Source organism: Sporolactobacillus mangiferae (assembly GCF_023336505.1).
Classification (GTDB): Bacteria; Bacillota; Bacilli; order Bacillales; family Sporolactobacillaceae; genus Sporolactobacillus; species Sporolactobacillus mangiferae.
Genome location: NZ_JAMAST010000022.1, coordinates 1 through 18,620, shown reverse-complemented (window position 1 = coordinate 18,620; position 18,620 = coordinate 1). Strand labels below are relative to the sequence as shown.

Below are 18,620 nucleotides of genomic sequence, written 5' to 3'. Positions count from 1 at the left end.
GTCCAGACATATATTTTTTAATAAAAAGACCGAACGTTCGGTCATAAAAAAGGAGCATTAATCATGAATAATGAAAAAAGAGTGGTATTAATTACAGGGGCTTCATCAGGGATGGGTTACGCAAGCGCAAAGTATTTCAATGAACATGGCTGGATTGTTTATGCAGGAGCCAGACGGACCGAACGAATGAAAGACCTGCAGGATCTTGGCGTTCGTGTCCATCGATTGGACGTGACGGATCATGAATCCAATCAACGCTTTGTTGAAGCGGCGATAAATAAACAGGGAAGAATTGATGTACTGATTAATAATGCGGGATACGGAGAGTACGGCCCGCTCGAAGAAATCAGCCTTGAGAACGCCAGGTATCAATTTGACGTCAATGTGTTTGCGGCCAGTGAATTAGCTCAGCTCGTGTTGCCTCTGATGCGAAAACAGAGATTCGGGCGAGTGATCAATGTAACTTCTGTTGGAGAAAATGTATTTATGCCGCTTGGTGGCTGGTACCATGCAACCAAAGCGGCGCTCGGGATGTGGTCCGATGTGCTCGACATGGAAATCCGGCCGTTCGGACTGCGAAGCATTGTGATTCAGCCCGGTGGCACCCAATCCGAATGGGGCAAAATAGCAATGCAGAACGCTGAAAAAAATTTAAAGACGGATTCTCCATACAGGAAACTGGTGCTGACGATTACGAAGGCCTTTTCTTCGCTTAAAATATCAGCGACTTCCGAAGACCTGGCCAAAATCTTCTACAAAGCTGCGACAGACGCAAAACCGTCAAGAAGATATTATCACTCGCTGGCGGATAGAATGATGGTACGCATTGCGAAAAATCATCCATCTCTCTGGCGTTTTGGGATAGAAAAAATTGTGAACCGGATGAGCAGGTAAGAATCCTGGAAGGACGCGCTTTTTCTAACATTAAATGAATCCATAGTTTTAACCGATAATAAAAAAAGAACTCTTAATCAGGCAAACGGACTGCTGAATGAATAGGTATTCAACGGTTTGACAATGCCATTTACTGTGAAATAAGGAGGATCTATTTGATGCCGATTGAATCTTCATCCTTGTCCTACCCATCTGTTCGTGCAGCAGAACTTAGCGGAACTTCCGAAAAAAGCGCGGCTTCTGCGGCAAATCAGAAAACGGCTGCTCCACGTGACGAAGTAATTCTTTCCGCGCAGACGGTCAAAGTATCAAGTGCGCAGGCAGGCAGAAAAATTGAAGAAATCTATAAACATAAAGTCAATGAAGACTATGCGTCCGATGAATACGCCGTTGATTTTAAGGATTATTTCTCAGTTGATGACTTATCAGGACTGAGTGATGAACAGAAACGGAAAATCAAAGAAGTGATTAAAGAGGCCGTGGCAGTCGACAAAAAGGTTTCCGAATATAGAAATACTCCGGAACAGTATGCGCAGTCCTTTGCACAGATGAAAATGAAGCTTGATTTTATTGCACTCCATGTCGTTCCGGATTCGTTCAAGGAACAGATGCTGGCGGCAAATACGAAATTTATCGGAGACAAGACGGACCAGTTTAATCAGGCAATGGAGAATTTCGAACAGTCTGTTCATACGTGGGCCGTACATCAATCGGGGCCATCCGCACAAAAATTAATGCGTTCATCTGCGCAGGAACTGGAAGCTCTGAGAAGCGGCAGCAGCGCCATTCAGACGATGCAGACCAAGTATCTCAAAGCTGCAGACAAGGTGACTGAAAGCGATTCTGATCAATTCGTTGTTAATTTCAAGTCGGCTCTGCGTTCCGGTGCGGATGTCCAGTCAGACAATCTGAACCAATATGCGGAAAGCACGGTTTCCAATAACAAGTATATCGGTTTCTTAACCGATGACTGGAACGCTTTGATCAGCAGTATTGGAGATTTTGAGCAGTATCTCGTTCCGACCACAGATCACCCGCTGATTGACCGTCAGGTATAAAAATGATCTGTGCGTCACACACGCCTGATGCGTTCAGCTGGTACATATGCAGGTATGGCGCATTGCCCCTGAAGGCTGACTTTGCTTGTTCAGTCTTCAGGGGCAAATTGTTTTTTCAATACTATGTCTATCTGCCCGTCTGCTGATCATGCAGGCAAACTGCTGTGGTCAGCAAATTATGACGTGCACATTCCGTCTTCCAGCCGAATAACGCGATCACAGAATTGAAGCATCCGTGAATCGTGGGTGACCATTAATGCGGCTTTTTCATGTTCTTTTACCTCCGAATTAAGCCATTGAATAATGGTTCTGGCACGACTGAAATCGAGACTTGCGGTCGGTTCATCTGCCAGAATGAGATCCGGATTATTGATCATAGCTCGGGCAATGGCGACACGCTGACGTTCACCTCCGGATAACTGGGACGGATAATGGCGGATTCGGTGCTCAAGCCCGATCTTCTCCAGCAAGGCTTTAGCTTTTTCATGTGCGGAAGCATTGGGGAGACCGAGCTGCCGCGATACGAAGATCAATTGTTCCTGAACGTTCAAATAAGGAACAAGATGTGCGCTTTGAAAAATAAAGCCGATCGATTCCAGACGCAGGGCTGTCTGTTCCTTTGGCGTCATCGCTGCCATTGGTTTTCCGTTCAGCCGTATCTGCCCCTGCGACGGCGTCAGTAAAGCGCCAGCAAGAGAAAGCAGTGTACTTTTTCCCGCACCGGAAGGGCCGACAAGGCCGATAAATTCACCTTTGTCTATGCTGAAATCAATATCCTTCAGAACGTCAAGCGTTGTGTCACCGTCTTTGTAGGATTTAAATACGTGATCAAAAGACAAAATCGGATGCATAGCAGGTCACCGTCCTTCAATGGCGCTGAGTGCGCTGATTTTAATAATCTGCCAGATGGATAGAAGAATACTTAACAGGCTGATGCCTGTAAACGCCAGGAGCCTTTCGATAATAACGTTCGGTGAAAGAGAAAACGGCATGCCGGGCGGAAGTACGAATACGGTCAGCACGGTCAGCAGCAGACTAAACCCTAAACTGACGAACAGTGTGATCAGCGTCTGAAAAATAAGGCTTCGGACAAGATAACCGGTGCTGGTTCCGATGGCTTTCAATATTCCGAACTGAGCCTGTTTCTGCGCTGTGATCATGTAAAAGAAAATCCCAAGAATGAATACGGATATAATGAATAAAAAACTGATCATCATCTGAAGCGAGCTCTGTTCTTCTTTGTAACCTGGAAGTGCACGAATCACAGTATCGGCTGAAACCTCTGAGATGTTCTGGTTTAAGTGGATGCGATCGGCCAGCTGGCGTGTCTTTTTCAAAGAAAAAGGAGTGGTGACTGCAGCATGGACAGCTTTTTGCCCCGACACCTTTCTTTTTTCAGTAAACAAATGCCATTGGCGCTGATTCAGGTAGGCAACCGGCATATGGGAAAAGGTCGCATTCTTTGTAAAACCGGTCACTTTAAAAGTCAGACCGCTTGACTGTTCCTTAATGGTATCGTAAAGATGAATACCGTTTCGCTTGATGGACTGATCTATGATAATATCGGTAGTAGTTTGTGGTGATGGTTCATTGCCAGCCGTCAGTGATGGGCGGAAGGATTGACTGCCGTCCAGATTGAACAAAGTCAGGTCTATTTTTTGCTGCTTCCCGACTCGGTTAACGGTCGTGCTCTGAAGGTTCAGGACCGTTACCTTGTCTTTGCCGAATGTACTGCTCAGTTTACTGACTGTTTCGGAAGACAAGGCTGAGCGATTGATTCTTTGATCCGCATCTTTTTGCAGGATAAAGGTATGTTTGCCCAGATTTTCAATGGATGAGGCATTGTCCTTAGCCAGACCGCTGGCTAAGCCGGATACAAAAAACACAAGATAGGCCAGTAATGAGATAATGACCATCATAAAGAAGAAGCGCCCTTTGCTGTGGCGAATTTCTTTCCAGGCTAAATACATAGTGGATACCTCCGGATTAAAAGTGACAATTTAATAATTTTTATTATTTTTGTCACTATAAAAATAACATACATTGTTTAAGGCGGCAATAAATATGTGCGAATCTAAAAAAAATAAAAGTGACAAAGTGGTCCTAAAGCCGATAAAAGACAGAATTAACTGGTCCTCCAGGGCAAGGCGGCTTTTTAAAGAGACGCATCAGCATATCGGCGGTCTTGAAGAAAACCAGCTGCTTTTTTACCTGATTAAACATTGCATGATTCAGACTGACCATCCCTACACGCGCTTCAGTCCTCAGGATGTGGCTTCGTTTTCTGCTGATCTGCCTTCTGATCCAACCTTACTGAAAGGGGTTCTGCGCAAAATCAGCAATCATACATTCTGGCTCATGCTGCCCGATGATTCAGAATGTGAAGTGCTGACTGGCTGGATTCACCGTGCAGTATATGATAAACATCAAAATAAATTTATCGTCGAGCTGAGCCCGGCACTCTATCCATACATTACGAGCCTGCATGAGTACTTCCGTAAAGAGGATTATTCCGTTTTTGAGGAAGCAGTTCATCTAAAGAGTAAATACAGCGCGCGATTATATGAAATGTTTCGTATCCATGAAAAAACAGACGAATTGACGCTGACGCTGGAGCAGATGCGCTATTTAATGGGGATAGAAGGTGACAAGCTGAATCGATGGATCGATTTGAAACGCCGGGCCATCGATCCGGCAGTCGATGAAATCAATCAGATTGGCAAATACAAGATCACTTATGAGACATTGAAGTCAGGGAGAGCCATCGTAAAAGTGAGTTTCAGAATCCGCCTTCTTTAAGTGTGCCGCTGAGGCTCAGAGGCATCCACGGCAAGATGCAGAGAGTAATAAAAGACTAAAACAACAATGGTTTTTAACGAGTATTTTTCTAAGTTATTTAAATACAAAAACGGATAATTTGTGACAAAATAAAAAATCGAATGTTTATTATTGTTGTGATAACGTTTTCGTGGTATACTCAAAACGAAATTAAAAGAACAAATAGAAACAATATAAAACAAGTTGTATGCGCTTTTAAAAGGCGGTGATGAAAAAAGTTTTGTTTGGAGTAAAGATGGACAATGCTGAACATCTTAATTAACGAGTATGTTAATTCTTAATTATGTTATTTCTGAAGGGAGTTCAATCATGAACGTTATTTTAGGAGCAGATGCAAAGGGCTATGCACTTAAGGAACATCTGAAGACGTATCTGGAAGGCAAGGGGTATACCGTTACGGACAAAACACCGGAGAAGGATCTTGATTTTGTCGAATCCGCATCACGGGTTGCGAAAGCGATTCAGGCTGGTGAAGGAGAACGCGGGATCGCGATTGACGAATACGGTGCCGGCTCATTCATGGTGGCAACGAAGTTTAAAGGCGTTATCGTTGCGGAAACCTCGGACGAACATTCGTCCAAAATGACACGGAGCCATAACAACGCTTCGATGATTACGCTCGGGTCCGGCATGGTCGGCGAACATCTTGCAGAAGGCTGCGCCGATGCATTCATTGAAAATGAGTACGCGGGCGGACGTCATCAGGTACGTGTCGACATGCTGGACAGAATGTGTTAAGCAAGAGAAAAAAAGGTATTTTAAAAGGAGCGTATAAAGCATGAAGGTAGCTATTGGCTGCGATCACATTGTTACGGAAATCAAAGATCACATGGTGGAATATCTGAAAGAAAAAGGCTATGAAGTCACCGACGTCGGCACCTACGACAAAGTGCGGACACATTATCCGATCTACGGACGTAAAGTTGGTGCGCTGGTTGCCACAGGCAAGGTTGATCTGGGGATCACGATTTGCGGCACGGGTGTTGGTATAACGAACAGTGTCAACAAGGTCAAAGGGATTCGCGCGGCACTTGTTCGTGATGTCGGTACTGCCGTATACGCGAAAGAACATCTGAATGCCAACGTCATCGGCATGGGCGGCCGTATTTCCGGTGTCGGCCTGATTGAAAACATTGTGGATGCGTTCCTGGAAGCGGAATACAAGCCAACTGAAGAAAGCGAAGCTCTGATCAAAAAGATCAGCGCAATTCCGGTAAGCGATGAAGCCATCACGAATGAGCACATTTTTGACGAATATAACAAGAAGTGGGACGAAGGCTACTACCACGACTGATGAAACAGGCGACCATCTGCCCGTTTCGATAAACGTGTGATGCATTTGCTTTTACAGGAGGAATTGTATTGATATTAACCTTGACATTGAACCCGGCCATTGACATGAGCTATCAGCTTGATGAATTGAAAATTGATACGGTAAATCGATGTGACCGAGTGATTAAAACAGCAGGCGGAAAAGGCCTGAATGTGACGCGTGTTTTGAAGTGCGTGAGCGCTGATGTTTGTGCCACAGGTTTGCTTGGCGGGAAAACCGGTGAATTTATTGAGCAACAGCTTGATCAATCCTCGATTCGTCATGATTTCGTGCATATCAAGGGCAATACACGCCATTGCCTTGCTATTATGCATGAGGGTAACCAGACGGAAATTCTGGAAGGCGGGCCGGCCATCGATGAAGAAGAGGCCGAAGCGTTCCTGCAGGAATATGATCGCCTGCTTGATCAGGCAAGCGTGGTGACGGCTTCGGGAAGTCTGCCGAAGGGATTGCCCAAGTCGTTTTATCAGAAATTGATTGAACGCGCAAAGGAAAAAAATAAAAAGTTCCTGCTGGATACGAGTGGTGAAGCACTTGAATTAGGAATTAAAGCCCATCCGTATCTTATTAAACCGAATCAGGAAGAACTTGCAGCTATTATGGGCAAGGAAATCAAGGATGAAGCCGATGTGCTTGCAAGCGTAAAAAAGCTTTCTGAAACGGGTGTAACTTATGTTGTTGTTTCACTCGGAAAAGACGGTGCACTTGGTTACATTGATGGACGGGCATTTATTGCCAAGCCTCCTAAGGTTCATGCAGTCAATCCGGTGGGATCCGGTGACTCTATGATCGCAGGTCTTGCTTACGGGCTGGACAGAGGGCTGTCTCCTGAAGAAGCACTGAAATACGGAATAACTTTTGGCACTTTGAATGCAACAGAAGAGAAGACCGGGTATGTTCAGGCGGACCAGGTTGAGCCATTTAAAGACAGAATTGCAGTACGAGTTCTTGAGTAATCGGAGGAGAAAAAATGGCAAATACAGAAAAACTATTTGATCCGGATTTGATTTTTTTTGAAGATGCTTCTTCATTTGAAGAACTGTTTCAGTCAGTCGGCGGGAAATTACTGGAGAAGAAACTGGTCAATCCAGGCTATATCGAAGCCATGACTGAACGCGAGAAGAACTTTCCGACCGGTCTGGATTTAAGCGTTGTTAATCCTGATTCACTCAGTGTGGCTATTCCACATACAGAAGTGGAATACTGCAATTGGAAGGGTGTTGTCGTTGCCCGTCTGAAAGAACCGATTGCTTTCCACAATATGATTTCACCGGACAAAACGGTTCCGGTAAAGTACGCGTTCTTCATTTTAAATAATGAAAAAAACAGCCAGACGAACCTGCTCTCCTACTTGATGGGTTTCTTCACGTCGGGCGATAAAGTATCTGAACTGGACAGCCTGAATACCAAAGAAGAGATTTATCAGTTTATTACGAAGTAATTTCTGCTTTTAATTAATATTTATATAATTTAACTAATTTAAGGAGTGATTTTTCATGATTAAAGTTTTAGCTGCCTGCGGTGCCGGAGTAAACTCAAGCCATCAGATTAAAGATGCAGTTGAAGAAGAAATGAGAAACCGTGGTTATGATGTTCATGCGGATGCTGTCATGATTAAGGATGTTAACGAAGAAATGATCAGCAAATATGACATTTTCGCACCAATTTCGACACCGGATCTTGGTTTTGAAATTCCGATTCCCGTTGTTGAAGCCGGACCGATTCTGTATCGAATGCCAGCTATGTCCGCACCGGTTTTTGATGAACTGGAAAACGTGATTAAATCACTGAATAAATAATCACCATACAGTTCTTGACCATTTTCTCAGGAGGAAGATACATGCAAACCATTATTGAACTTGCCAACTCAATATTTAAACCAATTATGAGCCTTGGGGCTCCGCCATTAATGTTTATCATCCTGACTGTACTTGCGCTGGCTCTTGGTGTTAAGTGGACTAAAGCTATTGAAGGCGGTCTGAAACTGGCGATTGCCTTAACCGGTATCAGTGCTATTATTAATATCCTGACTACCGCCTTCTCGAAAGCGCTCACTCAATTTGTTGAGTCAACCGGAATCAATTTGTCGATTACCGATGTTGGCTGGGCTCCGGTTGCAACGATTACGTGGGGCTCCGCTTATACACTATATTTTCTCCTTATCATTGTCATTGTGAATCTGATCATGCTGACATTGAAGAGAACGAACACATTGGATGTTGATATTTTTGACATCTGGCATCTGTCAGTTGTTGGCTTGCTTGTCGTTTATTTCGGCCACAACCTTTTCATTGCCACTTTGCTTGTTGTTCTGATCGGAATTATGAAGATCATTAACTCCGATTTGATGAAGCCAACGTTTAATGATCTGATGAATGCACCAAAATCAAATCCGATGACGACGACTCATATGAACTATATGATGAATCCAATCATCATGGTTTTTGATAAGTTCTTTGACAAATTCCTGCCATTCTTAGATAAATATGATTTTGACGCAGCAAAATTGAATAAGAAAATCGGTTTCTGGGGCAGTAAGTTTGCCATCGGTGTTTATCTTGGTGTTTTTATTGGTATTCTGTCTCACCAGTCCGTTAAGGATACAGCAACACTGGCATTCACGGCGGCTGTCTGCCTTGAATTGTTCTCAATGATCGGTGCATGGTTCATTGCTGCCGTCGAACCGCTGTCGCAAGGGATCTCCAATTTTGCCAGCAAACGTTTGAAAGGCAGAACATTCAATATCGGACTTGACTGGCCATTCATTGCCGGTCGTGCGGAAATCTGGGCGGCTGCCAATGTGCTGGCACCGATTATGCTTCTTGAAGCGCTGGTTCTTCCGGGTAACCGTATTCTTCCACTTGGCGGTATTATCGCGATGGGCTTTACACCTGCACTGCTCGTCGTAACACGCGGCAAACTGATCCGTATGATTATCATTGGTGCAATCGGCCTTCCGGCATTTCTGATCTCAGGTACTATGATTGCACCATTCGTAACAGCAACAGCTAAGGCGGTTGGCGCATTCCCTACGGGTATTCCTTCGTCTCAGATGATTTCGCATTCAACGATGGAAGGACCGATTGAAAAACTGCTTGCCATTCTTGTCGGCCATGCGGCACAGGGAAACATTCAGTTTATCCTGTATGCGCTGCTGGCAGTTGCTGCGTACATTCTGATCTTCATCTGGTACGCTTTCCAGATGAAGAAAAGAAACCGCGCTTATGCTGAAGCAGAACAGAATAAATAATGATTACGAATGTGCAGGATCATTCCCTGCACATTTCGTTTTGGGAGCGATGGATGAATGAAGAAAATTTCCAAAGGCAAATATACTGCACTTAACAAGTTATCAGATAAAGATGGCATCATTGCGGCATTGGCTATTGATCAGCGGGGATCACTTCGTAAAATGATTGGTACAGCCAAGGGCGAAGAGGCTACGGAACAGGAACTGTCTGATTTTAAAACTCTGGTATCCAAAACGTTGACACCCTATGCAAGTTCCATCCTTCTGGATCCTGAATTCGGGCTTCCTGCAGGAAGAAGTCGTGATGCGAACTGCGGTTTGATCACCTCTTATGAAAAGACAGGGTATGATGTAACAGAGGCTGGCCGCCTTCCTGATCTGCTGCCATTGTGGTCAGCAAAAAGAATCCGCGAGGAAAACAGTGATGCCGTTAAAATTCTTGTCTATTATGATGCTGATGAAGGCGAAGAGATCAATGATAAGAAAAAAGCATTTGTTGAACGTGTCGGTTCAGAATGCGTCGCTGAGGATATTCCATTTTTCCTTGAACTGCTGACTTATGATGCGAATGTATCTGACAAGGCAGAGTATGCAAAATTAAAGCCTGATAAAGTGATTAAAGCAGTCAAAGAGTTTACACAGGCACGTTATAATGTTGATGTGCTTAAACTGGAAGTGCCTGTTGATATGAGCCGCGTAGAAGGCATCGGCGAGAATCCTCAGGCTTATACTGCAGACGAGGCAAAAAGCTATTTCAGGCAATTGGATGAGGCAACTACGGTTCCTTACATTTTTCTGAGTGCAGGAGTTACTGCGGAACTTTTCCAGAAGACGCTTATTTTCGCGCACGAAGCCGGTTCACGCTTCAACGGTGTGCTTTGCGGCCGTGCGACATGGCGTGATGGGATTGATGCTTACGGAAAACAAGGAGAAAAAGGCGCAATTGAATGGCTAAGCACCGTCGGCAAAAAGAACATTGATGATTTGAACCGTGTTCTTGCTGAAAGTGCCAAGCCCTGGTATGACGCGTATGGAGGAAAAGATAAGATCACCGTTGGCTGATGCTTTCTTTGTGAGTGCATCAAATCAACGGATCAAGTCAATTTTTTAACAGGTACGCGATTGGCTTATGGTTTTCTTCAATTGATCGTCTATCTTGAGGTCAGAAGAAATCATAAGCTTTTTGTATTATAATAGAACATTATCTGTTATGAAATCTGCCTAGAATGAAGTGAGGATGCGATGTTAAAAGAAGAAAGATATCAAGCAATTCTTAGAGATCTGGAGATTAATGATGTGGCCAGCGTTTCGGATCTGGCTAAGAAGCTGGATGTGACTGAAATGACGATTCGCCGGGATCTGTCTGATCTTGAGGAAAGGAACTTAATTGACAGAATTCATGGCGGAGCAAGGAAAAAAGGTGCGGTCAGTTACCACGAACTGTCCCATATTCAAAAAAGAGAAATCAATGTCGAAAAGAAAAAGTACATTGCGCGGCGTTCGGCAGAACTGATTGAAGACAAGGATGTTGTATTCATAGGTCCGGGTACAACTGCCGGTTTTATTCATGATTACTTAAATAAAGATCAGTTTAAACATTTAGATATTGTCACTAACTCAGTGTCTGTATTTGAACAGTTTAAAAACGATGCACCCCGATTTGAATTAATTTTGGTTGGCGGACGCTACCGTGCCCGTACAGAAACCTTTGTCGGCTATTTTACGAACAAGATGCTGCAGGAATTTAATGTGACCAAGGCTTTCATCGGAACCAATGGTATCTCCGAGCTAAATGTGACCACGGCGAATGAGGATGAAGGTATTGCTCAAAAAATAATTTTGGATCATGCTGCTGAGACCTATATTTTAGCGGACAGTACCAAATTTGGTGTGGAAGCGTTTCACAATCTGTATGATGTCCGCAAGCTGACGGCAATTGTTACAGATCCATCGATTGATGATCGTTTTGTGCACTACTACAGTGACAAGGTTAAGTTGATAAAATGATCCATTTAAAAGTGAGCAGCCAACCGGCAGGAGGAAACGTGCTCCTGTCTTTTTTATACTCTTGAAGTGTATAAATTTTAAGGAAAATAGTATAAGTGGTCCGAAAAAACGCCGCGTCCTGCGGCTTATCGGACACTAGGCCGTCCATGGCCGTCGCGACGGCGGCTTTACCTACGTCAGAGGCTTGGTAAAGCCAGGTTTTCTAACAAGATAAGAAAGTATATCATTTTGACCCATATGAAAACCAATAAACCAGTGTCTTATCGAGAATCAAAGCGGAGTGCGAGACGCCTGCGGGGCGTTCCTGCTGATCAGGTGCCAGCGAGAACCCAGCAGATTCCAGTTTGTCCGAGGAGGATCGCGGTGCGCCTGCGGCGGCAGCTGGAGTGTCCGTCAGGTACAAGATCGACGGCTGAGGACCAGGCGTAGCCTGGTTTCTGATAAAAGAAACTCCCTCTGATTGAACTTTTCTCTGAACAAATATTACGAATCAGTGAATGTACTTATATTTGATTTTCAAATGTTTTTCAAAAGTGGTATGATAAAAACGAAACATAAACAAACAAAATAAAACATTTATGCTCAAGTGTATGCTGTGTCTCAGCAGCGTTCACAATAAATTGGAGAAAGAGGAGGAAACGAAAGATGAACGTTATTTTAGGAGCAGACGCAAAGGGCTACGCACTTAAGGAACATTTGAAGGCGTATCTGGAAGGCAAGGGATACACAGTTACGGATAAAACACCAGAAAAGGATCTTGACTTTGTTGAATCCGCATCACGGGTTGCCAAGGCAATTCAGGCCGGTGAAGGAGAACGCGGGATCGCGATTGACGAATACGGTGCCGGCTCATTCATGGTGGCAACGAAGTTCAAGGGAGTTATCGTTGCGGAAACTTCGGATGAACATTCATCCAAAATGACCCGCAGCCATAATAATGCGTCTATGATTACGCTTGGATCCGGCGTTGTCGGCGAGCGGCTGGCAGAAGGCTGCGCCGATGCATTTATCGAAAACGAATATGCCGGCGGACGTCACCAGGTACGTGTCGATATGCTGAACAGAATGTGTTAAGCAAGAGAAAAAAAGAGCGTTTAAAAAGGAGCGTATAAAGCATGAAAGTAGCTATTGGCTGCGACCACATTGTTACGGAAATCAAAGACCACATGGTAGAATATCTGAAAGAAAAAGGCTATGAAGTAACCGATGTCGGCACGTACGACAAGGTACGGACGCACTATCCGATCTACGGACGCAAAGTTGGCGCACTGGTTGCCACAGGCAAGGTCGATCTGGGGATCACGATTTGCGGCACGGGTGTCGGCATAACGAACAGTGTCAACAAAGTCAAGGGGATTCGCGCGGCGCTGGTACGCGATGTCGGCACAGCCGTATACGCAAGAGAACATCTGAATGCCAACGTCATCGGTATGGGCGGCCGTATTTCCGGTGTCGGCCTGATCGAGAACATTGTGGATGCTTTCCTGGAAGCAGAATACAAGCCGACTGAAGAAAGCGAAGCTCTGATTAAGAAGATCAGCGCTATCCCGGTAAGCGATGAACCGACTACGAACGACCATATCTTTGATGAATACAACAAGAAGTGGGCCGAAGGTTACTACCACGACTGATTTTCCCAAATAAACAGCTGAGCAAAGGGGCTTAGGTATGTCAAACTATGAAGTTTCAACTTTTAAGGAAAACGGGCTGACCTTTATCCGCCTGTCCGGAGAAGGCGCTTACGCGGACATTTGCCCGGAAAGAGGGGGCATCGTCAGTGCCTATCGAACATTAGACCGGGATGTGCTCTATATGAGCACAGAGACACTTTTTGACCGTTCTAAAAATGTTCGCGGCGGGATCCCTGTTCTTTTTCCGATGGGCGGACAGCTGACAGATGGCAGTTATCAGCTGAACGGAAAAACGTATAAAATGGCGAATCACGGACTCGCCCGGACAAGACCATTCACATTCGTCTCATCGGATGCAGATCATGATCACGCCGTTTTAAAACTTTCTTTCACCAGTGATGACGAGACGCTCGTTTCCTTTCCGTTCAACTTCAAGGTCATATTAACCTATGAACTGGCTGAAGGAAAATTATCGATCCATCAGGAAATTGAGAATCATTCAGATGAGGCGATGCCGGTTTATCCAGGCTATCATCCGTACTTCGGTATTAAAAACAAACAGTTGACGATTGAAACAACGGCTGATCAATATCTCGATTACAATGATTCGAAAACGAAACCTTTTGACGGGCACATCAACATGGCACCACTCGTGGAACCGGTTGTTTTCCGAGATACGTCAAAACGCGTTACCTGCAACTTCGATGATTCCGCCCGGCTGGTTATCGAGAAGAGTCCGGAGTATCGCTATGTTGTGCTGTGGACGGAAGATGGCAAGGATTACGTCTGTGTCGAACCCTGGACAGCCAAAAAAGATGAATACAATTCCGGAGAAGATCTCATTTATGTACCCGCTGGCTCATCGATCCAGCTGTCCGTTAAATATTATCTGGAAGCTGCGAAATAAGCCGAACGGCGCGGCAGGATGAGTTTTAACATATTGCTGGCTTCTTTTAGAGGCACAGAGAAAAGACAGGAGAAACTGTTTTATTTTCTCCTGTCTTTTTTTCTATACGGCCTGGATCATGAAGAGATACCTGTTTGAATGACTTCTACATGGATCTGACAGCTGAAATTGGTATTTGGATAGCGTTCGTTCCATGTTTTCCCGTCAAAATGACGCGTAGCACTGCGCACCGTATCGCCAATCCGAAGCGGATCCACTCCTTTTCTTTGAAGCTGGCGAACCATTTTTTCGGCATTATGTTTAAGATCATCGGCAACCTTTTTGCTTACCGTTGAAGCAGCCTTGGTGCTAACGGTTTTTGGGCTTGCCTGCCGAACATATCCTTTGATCTGTAAGGATGCGACCACTTTTGGGGACACTCCATTGCCGTCTTCGACCTTATATTTAACGGAAGATTCTACATTTCGTACAACGATGTGTTTGCCTGATGGAAGCAGGCAGTCATAAAAGCCCTGGTTGAACGGCTCATACAGCATTTTAAATACAAACATTTTGCTGTCAGGAATGCTCATTATGTATTTATCATTTCTGAATAGTGCCAGTCCCTGCATTTCCAGATGATCACCGCTTTTTTTGATCAGTGGCATGAATGGGTCCATATAGGCACCATAATAACTGTCTAAAAAATATCTTAAATTTGTTGATGGATAATTCTGTTGTGTATTTTGAAGAATCATATGCTGAATATACCGGGCAATGGGCACCTTTGTCTGGTAGTCGGTTGCCGTGAGCAATTCTTTTGTACTGCCGTCAACGACTGCAATCGAAATCGCACTGGGAACATCCGGATCGCGGTTACGAAAGGATAACTGATTCTTCAGACCGAATTTCGCCAGTTTTTTATCGTAAATCATTGTTTTCATCGATCCTACGCGCAAAATTTCCTGTCCTTCTGATTGAAATTTATCGGCTAACGATTTGCCATCATAGGTTACTCCGGACAGACTGCGAATTGTAGAAGAGATTGACTGCATGCCTCCCCCCTGTCCGTTCTGGGAGGCGCCCTGTTCAAAGCTGGGGATGACGACGGTGCCCATAATTTTTCCGTTTCCAAGGTAATCGAACCCCTCCCCCTCAACCATTAACACCTGGTCAAGTGTACTGGTAGGCAGGCATCCACTTAAAAGCGGAATGAGCATAAGCAAAAAGAAAACTTTAATTTTCATGCTGTTCCCTCACTTTTTTATGGAACCACTGATAAAGAAAAAGAAGAGGAAGATAAATATAGACAATCGCAGTGCCGGTCAATCCGAACAGCTGATTGATCATTCTTATTTGGTTTCCGGTTTGAAGAGAGCATGTCAGTAAAACGCTTAATATAAGGACTGCGATCATAAAATATTTTTGTTTCATCGACGGAAATGAGAAGTTAAGTCCGCGTGTCAGTATCCATGTACATACGCATACATCCGGAATCAGGCTCCAAACGAAGAACAAAGTTGCCAGTTTCTCGGCATGATTGAAAAAAGGAATCTGCAGTGTTTTGAGCAGAGCCATAAACGGCCAGATTGTGCGGGTCAATGCTCCCTGAGTCGCAAAAGCAGTCCCGACAATGGTCAGATTCAAATAGAGTATCATACTGGTCAGCACACCAAGATAGGCCCATTTTCTCGCCCTATCTGGCTGTCCAAAGAACGGGTAGTAAAAGATGACAAGCTCAAAGCCAAGATACAGTTTTGCTCCCATGTAGGAAGCCTCCATGATTGCGGAAAGAGAATGATCAAACACTGGCAGCAGGTTCGAAAACCGAAGATAGGGAACCGTAAAGTTCAGTGATTGAAAGATTGGAATCATGTAAAGAAAGTAGAGAAAGGAAAGTCCCCCGATATTACGAATACCGCCCAATACAACGTATCCGGTGATAATGCAGATAATGATTGAAAATTCCAGAGTGGACAGATTTGGAAAAAGCCATACCTGAAAAATTTCTGAATAAGTGCATAATAAGCAAACTAAAAAAAGCAGCACCTGTCCCATTAAAATAAAATTCAGAACGTCTCCTGCTTTTTTGCCGAACAGTCGCCGATGAATTGAGAAAATATCGGTTCTTCCATACGGTTTTTCATGATCAAGCAGTCGGAAAATAAACCATAGAATCCCCATGGTTGCAAACCCGCTGATCAGAACACCGATCCATGCGTCCTGACCGGCCTGATCAATCAGGGGCTGAGGCAGTTTTAAGAAATCCGACCCCAGCTGCAATGAAAAGGTCAGGAAAAAGGCACTGATCGGACTTAATTGAAAGGCTTTGCTGATTGTATCCTTTGTCACAATAATTGATCTCCATTATTAATTATCCAGCTCTGATTTCTTTACCTCGGCTTTCTGATGGGCACGGTGACTGTTAAATCGCTTTGAATCACCGGGTCTCAGAAAGAGCGGACGTTCATTTTGATAATTCAGTGGCAAGCGAATAAAGGTATCTTTTAAATCTCTTACACGAGTGGGATAGATGGGTTCAATGTACGGCCGGCCTATGGAGGTCAATTTAATTAAATGGGAGACAAAGATAAGAAAACAGAGTGAGATCCCAAGTAATCCAAGCAGCTGAGCTGAAAGAATAAATGGAAAACGAATAAAGCGAATCGTCGTTGCCATTCGATAATTGGGCGTGATAAATGCAGATAATGCAGACAATGCGATAATAATTAACAGAAAGTTGCTGACAACCCCGGCCTGTACCGATGCCGTACCAATGACAATACCACCTACGATACCGATTGTCTGTCCCACTTTTGTCGGCAGCCGCGCGCCCGCTTCTCGGAGCAGTTCAATCATAAACTCCATAACCAGGACTTCAACAAATGGGGCATAGGGAACGGCCGTGCGTGAAGTAAACAGACTGGGAATTAAGTTGTCCGGAATCAGCTGATAATGGTAGGTGAGTATGGCTACGTAAATAGATGAAGCGACCGACGAAAAGCCAATGGCAAAAAGCCTCAGCAAACGATAGGCGGTTGCGATCGGCCAGACTAAAAAATAATCATCAAATGCCGCAAAAAATTCGATAATGGATGCCGGAAGAATCAGCGCGTTCGGCGATCCCTCAATAATAACGGAAATTTTCCCTTCGTATAAAGCGCCTGCCACGCGATCAGGTCTTTCCGTGTCAATATACTGAGGAAAAATGGAATTATTATTATCGCTGATCATAAGGGCAAGCATCGTTGCATCGATCATACTGACAACTTCTAAGTCACGTATTCTCTGCTTAACGGTATTGATATTGTCTTTATTCGCAATGCCGTCGATATACAGAACGCAGACACGGGTCTTTGAAATTTTGCCAATGTGCAGTTCATCGAACTTGAACTGAGGGATCGGGATTCGCTTACGCACTAAGTTAATATTTGCGTCAGCTGATTCAACAAAAGCTTCACGGGGACCGATAATACTGGTTTCAATTTCCGATTTCTCTATTTGTCTGCCTTTGATCTTCACTGAAGGGATAATCAGACAATCCGCTTCGCGTTCATATTCCTGAATAATCGTGTACCCTTCAAAGAGTTTGGCCTGAATCACGGCCATATCCTTTGTCCGAATCATGCGTTCAATCGGTATTTGCTGCTGAACATCCGCGAGACTGTGCACTTTATCGCTGTACAGGTAAGGAAAGACATCCCGGTGAAGGTACTCGACATCAGCGAGAGTCTGGATGAACGAAACCCAGCAATGAAAATGTTCGCCTTTATGCTTGAAATGAATAAAATCCGGAACATTCTCTAATCTCAGCCAAAGATCGCTAACTGACTCTGCCTGTATTGGATTTTCTTTTTTGATCTTTCTTTTTCTGAAAAACAAAATAGGCACCTGCTTTTTAATGACGATAAAATCATTCATGATTTGCTTGAGGGCGTGAACCCGCAGAATCCTGCTTGTCTGAGGAGTCCTGTGAACCGCCCGCAGCAATGCCCTGCTTTTCTCTAACGGCGATTTTCTTCCTCTGTCTGCTTTGCTTTCTTTTGTTCTTCCTTGCGTTGATCGACGATGATAATGAGAAAAGGAATAACGCTTGGAAAAATAATCAAAGCATAGATCAGCAATACAGCAACTGAGTTCCACTGCATCTGTATGGCCGTTAAATACAATGCAAGCATCAAAAAATAACTGATATACAGACCAATACTCAGCATGCTCTGCTCCCCCTTATGTTTCATTATTTTTCCCAAAATCAAAATTTATGATACGCAAAATTTTTTTCGGAATCTTATAGTAATCGCTAATCTCGCATGGCAAAGAAAATTGTTCATTTGCTTGTCTGTGCTCACGCCATCGCTGCCGTTGTGCAAAATCGAATTGTTATAGCGCTTTATCGTGAATTTTGAATAAGGCAATGAAGATTCGGTAAATTGATATGTAGTCTCTTTCTTCTTTTTGGATGATTAAGCCAATAAAAATGTTTGTTCTGATTTATTTTATTTGTTTTTAATATTATTAAATTTGTGTTTGTGTTTATTTGATACTTTTTGTCTTTGAAATTGTTATTGTGTACTTACTGATAATAGTGTTTAATAATAAATGTAAGCGCTTGCCATGCGGAGTGTACTGTATAGAGAATAAATTAACAATCATTGTTATAAATTAATCGGGTTGGTATTTGAAAAAAAGTAATTTTTTAGGAGGCAAAATTTATGAGTGATGC

General features: G+C 43.9%; 20 protein-coding genes. 14 read left to right on the top strand and 6 right to left on the bottom strand.

The genetic code is table 11. The features are described from left to right. Nucleotides 1-63: 63 nt before the first annotated feature. Both M3N64_RS12740 and M3N64_RS12735 read left to right on the top strand, forming a co-directional pair. A complete protein-coding gene (locus M3N64_RS12740; protein ID WP_249103129.1) occupies nt 64-894 on the top strand; it encodes an SDR family NAD(P)-dependent oxidoreductase in 831 nt (276 codons plus the stop codon). 158 nt (nt 895-1,052) lie between these two features. Beyond that, nucleotides 1,053-1,952, top strand: coding sequence for a hypothetical protein (locus M3N64_RS12735; RefSeq protein ID WP_249103097.1), 900 nt, complete (start codon nt 1,053-1,055; stop codon nt 1,950-1,952). Between the two features lie 176 nt (nt 1,953-2,128). Here M3N64_RS12735 and M3N64_RS12730 read toward each other — a convergent pair whose 3' ends face one another. Further along, nucleotides 2,129-2,803, bottom strand: a complete 675-nt coding sequence (locus tag M3N64_RS12730; RefSeq protein WP_249103093.1) for an ABC transporter ATP-binding protein — start codon at nt 2,801-2,803, stop codon at nt 2,129-2,131. Between the two features lie 6 nt (nt 2,804-2,809). Next, a complete protein-coding gene (locus M3N64_RS12725) occupies nt 2,810-3,922 on the bottom strand; it encodes an FtsX-like permease family protein (protein ID WP_249103077.1) in 1,113 nt (370 codons plus the stop codon). A gap of 94 nt (nt 3,923-4,016) precedes the next feature. Between M3N64_RS12725 and M3N64_RS12720 the strand changes: the two genes are divergently transcribed. The 12 genes from M3N64_RS12720 to M3N64_RS12665 all read left to right on the top strand — a co-directional run bounded on the left by M3N64_RS12720 (nt 4,017) and on the right by M3N64_RS12665 (nt 13,918). After that, the gene (locus M3N64_RS12720; protein ID WP_249103061.1) at nt 4,017-4,751 is read left to right on the top strand and encodes a replication initiation protein; all 735 of its coding nucleotides are present in this window, start codon (nt 4,017-4,019) and stop codon (nt 4,749-4,751) included. 348 nt (nt 4,752-5,099) lie between these two features. Next, nucleotides 5,100-5,528, top strand: coding sequence for a galactose-6-phosphate isomerase subunit LacA (lacA, locus tag M3N64_RS12715; protein ID WP_249103057.1), 429 nt, complete (start codon nt 5,100-5,102; stop codon nt 5,526-5,528). 40 nt (nt 5,529-5,568) lie between these two features. Continuing rightward, nucleotides 5,569-6,084 (top strand): galactose-6-phosphate isomerase subunit LacB, encoded by a 516-nt coding sequence (gene lacB / locus M3N64_RS12710; protein ID WP_249103009.1) that lies wholly within the window; start codon nt 5,569-5,571, stop codon nt 6,082-6,084. A 68-nt stretch (nt 6,085-6,152) separates the two neighbouring features. Next, nucleotides 6,153-7,079 (top strand): 1-phosphofructokinase, encoded by a 927-nt coding sequence (gene pfkB / locus M3N64_RS12705; protein ID WP_249102991.1) that lies wholly within the window; start codon nt 6,153-6,155, stop codon nt 7,077-7,079. A 14-nt stretch (nt 7,080-7,093) separates the two neighbouring features. Continuing rightward, entirely contained in the window at nt 7,094-7,564 is a 471-nt protein-coding gene (locus tag M3N64_RS12700) for a PTS sugar transporter subunit IIA (protein WP_249102975.1), read from the top strand. A gap of 55 nt (nt 7,565-7,619) precedes the next feature. After that, entirely contained in the window at nt 7,620-7,922 is a 303-nt protein-coding gene (locus M3N64_RS12695; protein WP_249102973.1) for a PTS sugar transporter subunit IIB, read from the top strand. 41 nt (nt 7,923-7,963) lie between these two features. Next, nucleotides 7,964-9,373, top strand: a complete 1,410-nt coding sequence (locus M3N64_RS12690) for a PTS galactitol transporter subunit IIC (protein ID WP_249102970.1) — start codon at nt 7,964-7,966, stop codon at nt 9,371-9,373. Between the two features lie 57 nt (nt 9,374-9,430). Further along, nucleotides 9,431-10,435 carry a tagatose-bisphosphate aldolase gene (lacD, locus tag M3N64_RS12685; RefSeq protein ID WP_249102967.1) on the top strand — a complete coding sequence of 335 codons (1,005 nt, stop codon included), beginning with the start codon at nt 9,431-9,433 and terminating at the stop codon, nt 10,433-10,435. Between the two features lie 180 nt (nt 10,436-10,615). Then, a complete protein-coding gene (locus M3N64_RS12680; protein WP_249102964.1) occupies nt 10,616-11,380 on the top strand; it encodes a DeoR/GlpR family DNA-binding transcription regulator in 765 nt (254 codons plus the stop codon). A 645-nt stretch (nt 11,381-12,025) separates the two neighbouring features. Beyond that, nucleotides 12,026-12,454, top strand: a complete 429-nt coding sequence (lacA, locus tag M3N64_RS12675; protein ID WP_249102961.1) for a galactose-6-phosphate isomerase subunit LacA — start codon at nt 12,026-12,028, stop codon at nt 12,452-12,454. A 41-nt stretch (nt 12,455-12,495) separates the two neighbouring features. Next, nucleotides 12,496-13,011 carry a galactose-6-phosphate isomerase subunit LacB gene (gene lacB, locus M3N64_RS12670; RefSeq protein ID WP_249102938.1) on the top strand — a complete coding sequence of 172 codons (516 nt, stop codon included), beginning with the start codon at nt 12,496-12,498 and terminating at the stop codon, nt 13,009-13,011. Nucleotides 13,012-13,048: 37 nt separating this feature from the next. Continuing rightward, complete coding sequence (locus tag M3N64_RS12665) at nt 13,049-13,918, top strand: aldose epimerase family protein (protein WP_249102912.1); 870 nt, start codon at nt 13,049-13,051, stop codon at nt 13,916-13,918. Between the two features lie 116 nt (nt 13,919-14,034). Here M3N64_RS12665 and M3N64_RS12660 read toward each other — a convergent pair whose 3' ends face one another. The 4 genes from M3N64_RS12660 to M3N64_RS12645 form a co-directional block, all read right to left on the bottom strand. Continuing rightward, nucleotides 14,035-15,144: a Ger(x)C family spore germination protein gene (locus M3N64_RS12660; RefSeq protein ID WP_249102910.1), complete on the bottom strand. Its 1,110-nt coding sequence runs from the start codon at nt 15,142-15,144 to the stop codon at nt 14,035-14,037. Further along, the gene (locus M3N64_RS12655) at nt 15,134-16,249 is read right to left on the bottom strand and encodes a GerAB/ArcD/ProY family transporter (RefSeq protein ID WP_249102908.1); all 1,116 of its coding nucleotides are present in this window, start codon (nt 16,247-16,249) and stop codon (nt 15,134-15,136) included. The genes M3N64_RS12660 and M3N64_RS12655 overlap by 11 nt, the downstream gene beginning before the upstream one ends. Nucleotides 16,250-16,267: 18 nt before the next feature. Then, a complete protein-coding gene (locus M3N64_RS12650) occupies nt 16,268-17,779 on the bottom strand; it encodes a spore germination protein (RefSeq protein ID WP_249102898.1) in 1,512 nt (503 codons plus the stop codon). A 122-nt stretch (nt 17,780-17,901) separates the two neighbouring features. Continuing rightward, complete coding sequence (locus M3N64_RS12645; protein ID WP_249102889.1) at nt 17,902-18,111, bottom strand: hypothetical protein; 210 nt, start codon at nt 18,109-18,111, stop codon at nt 17,902-17,904. Nucleotides 18,112-18,620: the final 509 nt, after the last annotated feature.

Bases quoted from the DNA above. Each gene is read 5' to 3' on its own strand.
- M3N64_RS12645 (WP_249102889.1), bottom strand. From the start codon at position 18,111: ATGCTGAGTATTGGTCTGTATATCAGTTATTTTTTGATGCTTGCATTG.
- M3N64_RS12660 (WP_249102910.1), bottom strand. From the start codon at position 15,144: ATGAAAATTAAAGTTTTCTTTTTGCTTATGCTCATTCCGCTTTTAAGT.
- lacA (WP_249102961.1), top strand. From the start codon at position 12,026: ATGAACGTTATTTTAGGAGCAGACGCAAAGGGCTACGCACTTAAGGAA.
- M3N64_RS12720 (WP_249103061.1), top strand. From the start codon at position 4,017: ATGTGCGAATCTAAAAAAAATAAAAGTGACAAAGTGGTCCTAAAGCCG.
- M3N64_RS12665 (WP_249102912.1), top strand. From the start codon at position 13,049: ATGTCAAACTATGAAGTTTCAACTTTTAAGGAAAACGGGCTGACCTTT.
- M3N64_RS12730 (WP_249103093.1), bottom strand. From the start codon at position 2,803: ATGCATCCGATTTTGTCTTTTGATCACGTATTTAAATCCTACAAAGAC.
- M3N64_RS12695 (WP_249102973.1), top strand. From the start codon at position 7,620: ATGATTAAAGTTTTAGCTGCCTGCGGTGCCGGAGTAAACTCAAGCCAT.
- M3N64_RS12725 (WP_249103077.1), bottom strand. From the start codon at position 3,922: ATGTATTTAGCCTGGAAAGAAATTCGCCACAGCAAAGGGCGCTTCTTC.
- lacD (WP_249102967.1), top strand. From the start codon at position 9,431: ATGAAGAAAATTTCCAAAGGCAAATATACTGCACTTAACAAGTTATCA.
- M3N64_RS12700 (WP_249102975.1), top strand. From the start codon at position 7,094: ATGGCAAATACAGAAAAACTATTTGATCCGGATTTGATTTTTTTTGAA.
- lacB (WP_249102938.1), top strand. From the start codon at position 12,496: ATGAAAGTAGCTATTGGCTGCGACCACATTGTTACGGAAATCAAAGAC.
- lacA (WP_249103057.1), top strand. From the start codon at position 5,100: ATGAACGTTATTTTAGGAGCAGATGCAAAGGGCTATGCACTTAAGGAA.
- lacB (WP_249103009.1), top strand. From the start codon at position 5,569: ATGAAGGTAGCTATTGGCTGCGATCACATTGTTACGGAAATCAAAGAT.
- M3N64_RS12690 (WP_249102970.1), top strand. From the start codon at position 7,964: ATGCAAACCATTATTGAACTTGCCAACTCAATATTTAAACCAATTATG.
- M3N64_RS12740 (WP_249103129.1), top strand. From the start codon at position 64: ATGAATAATGAAAAAAGAGTGGTATTAATTACAGGGGCTTCATCAGGG.
- M3N64_RS12735 (WP_249103097.1), top strand. From the start codon at position 1,053: ATGCCGATTGAATCTTCATCCTTGTCCTACCCATCTGTTCGTGCAGCA.
- M3N64_RS12680 (WP_249102964.1), top strand. From the start codon at position 10,616: ATGTTAAAAGAAGAAAGATATCAAGCAATTCTTAGAGATCTGGAGATT.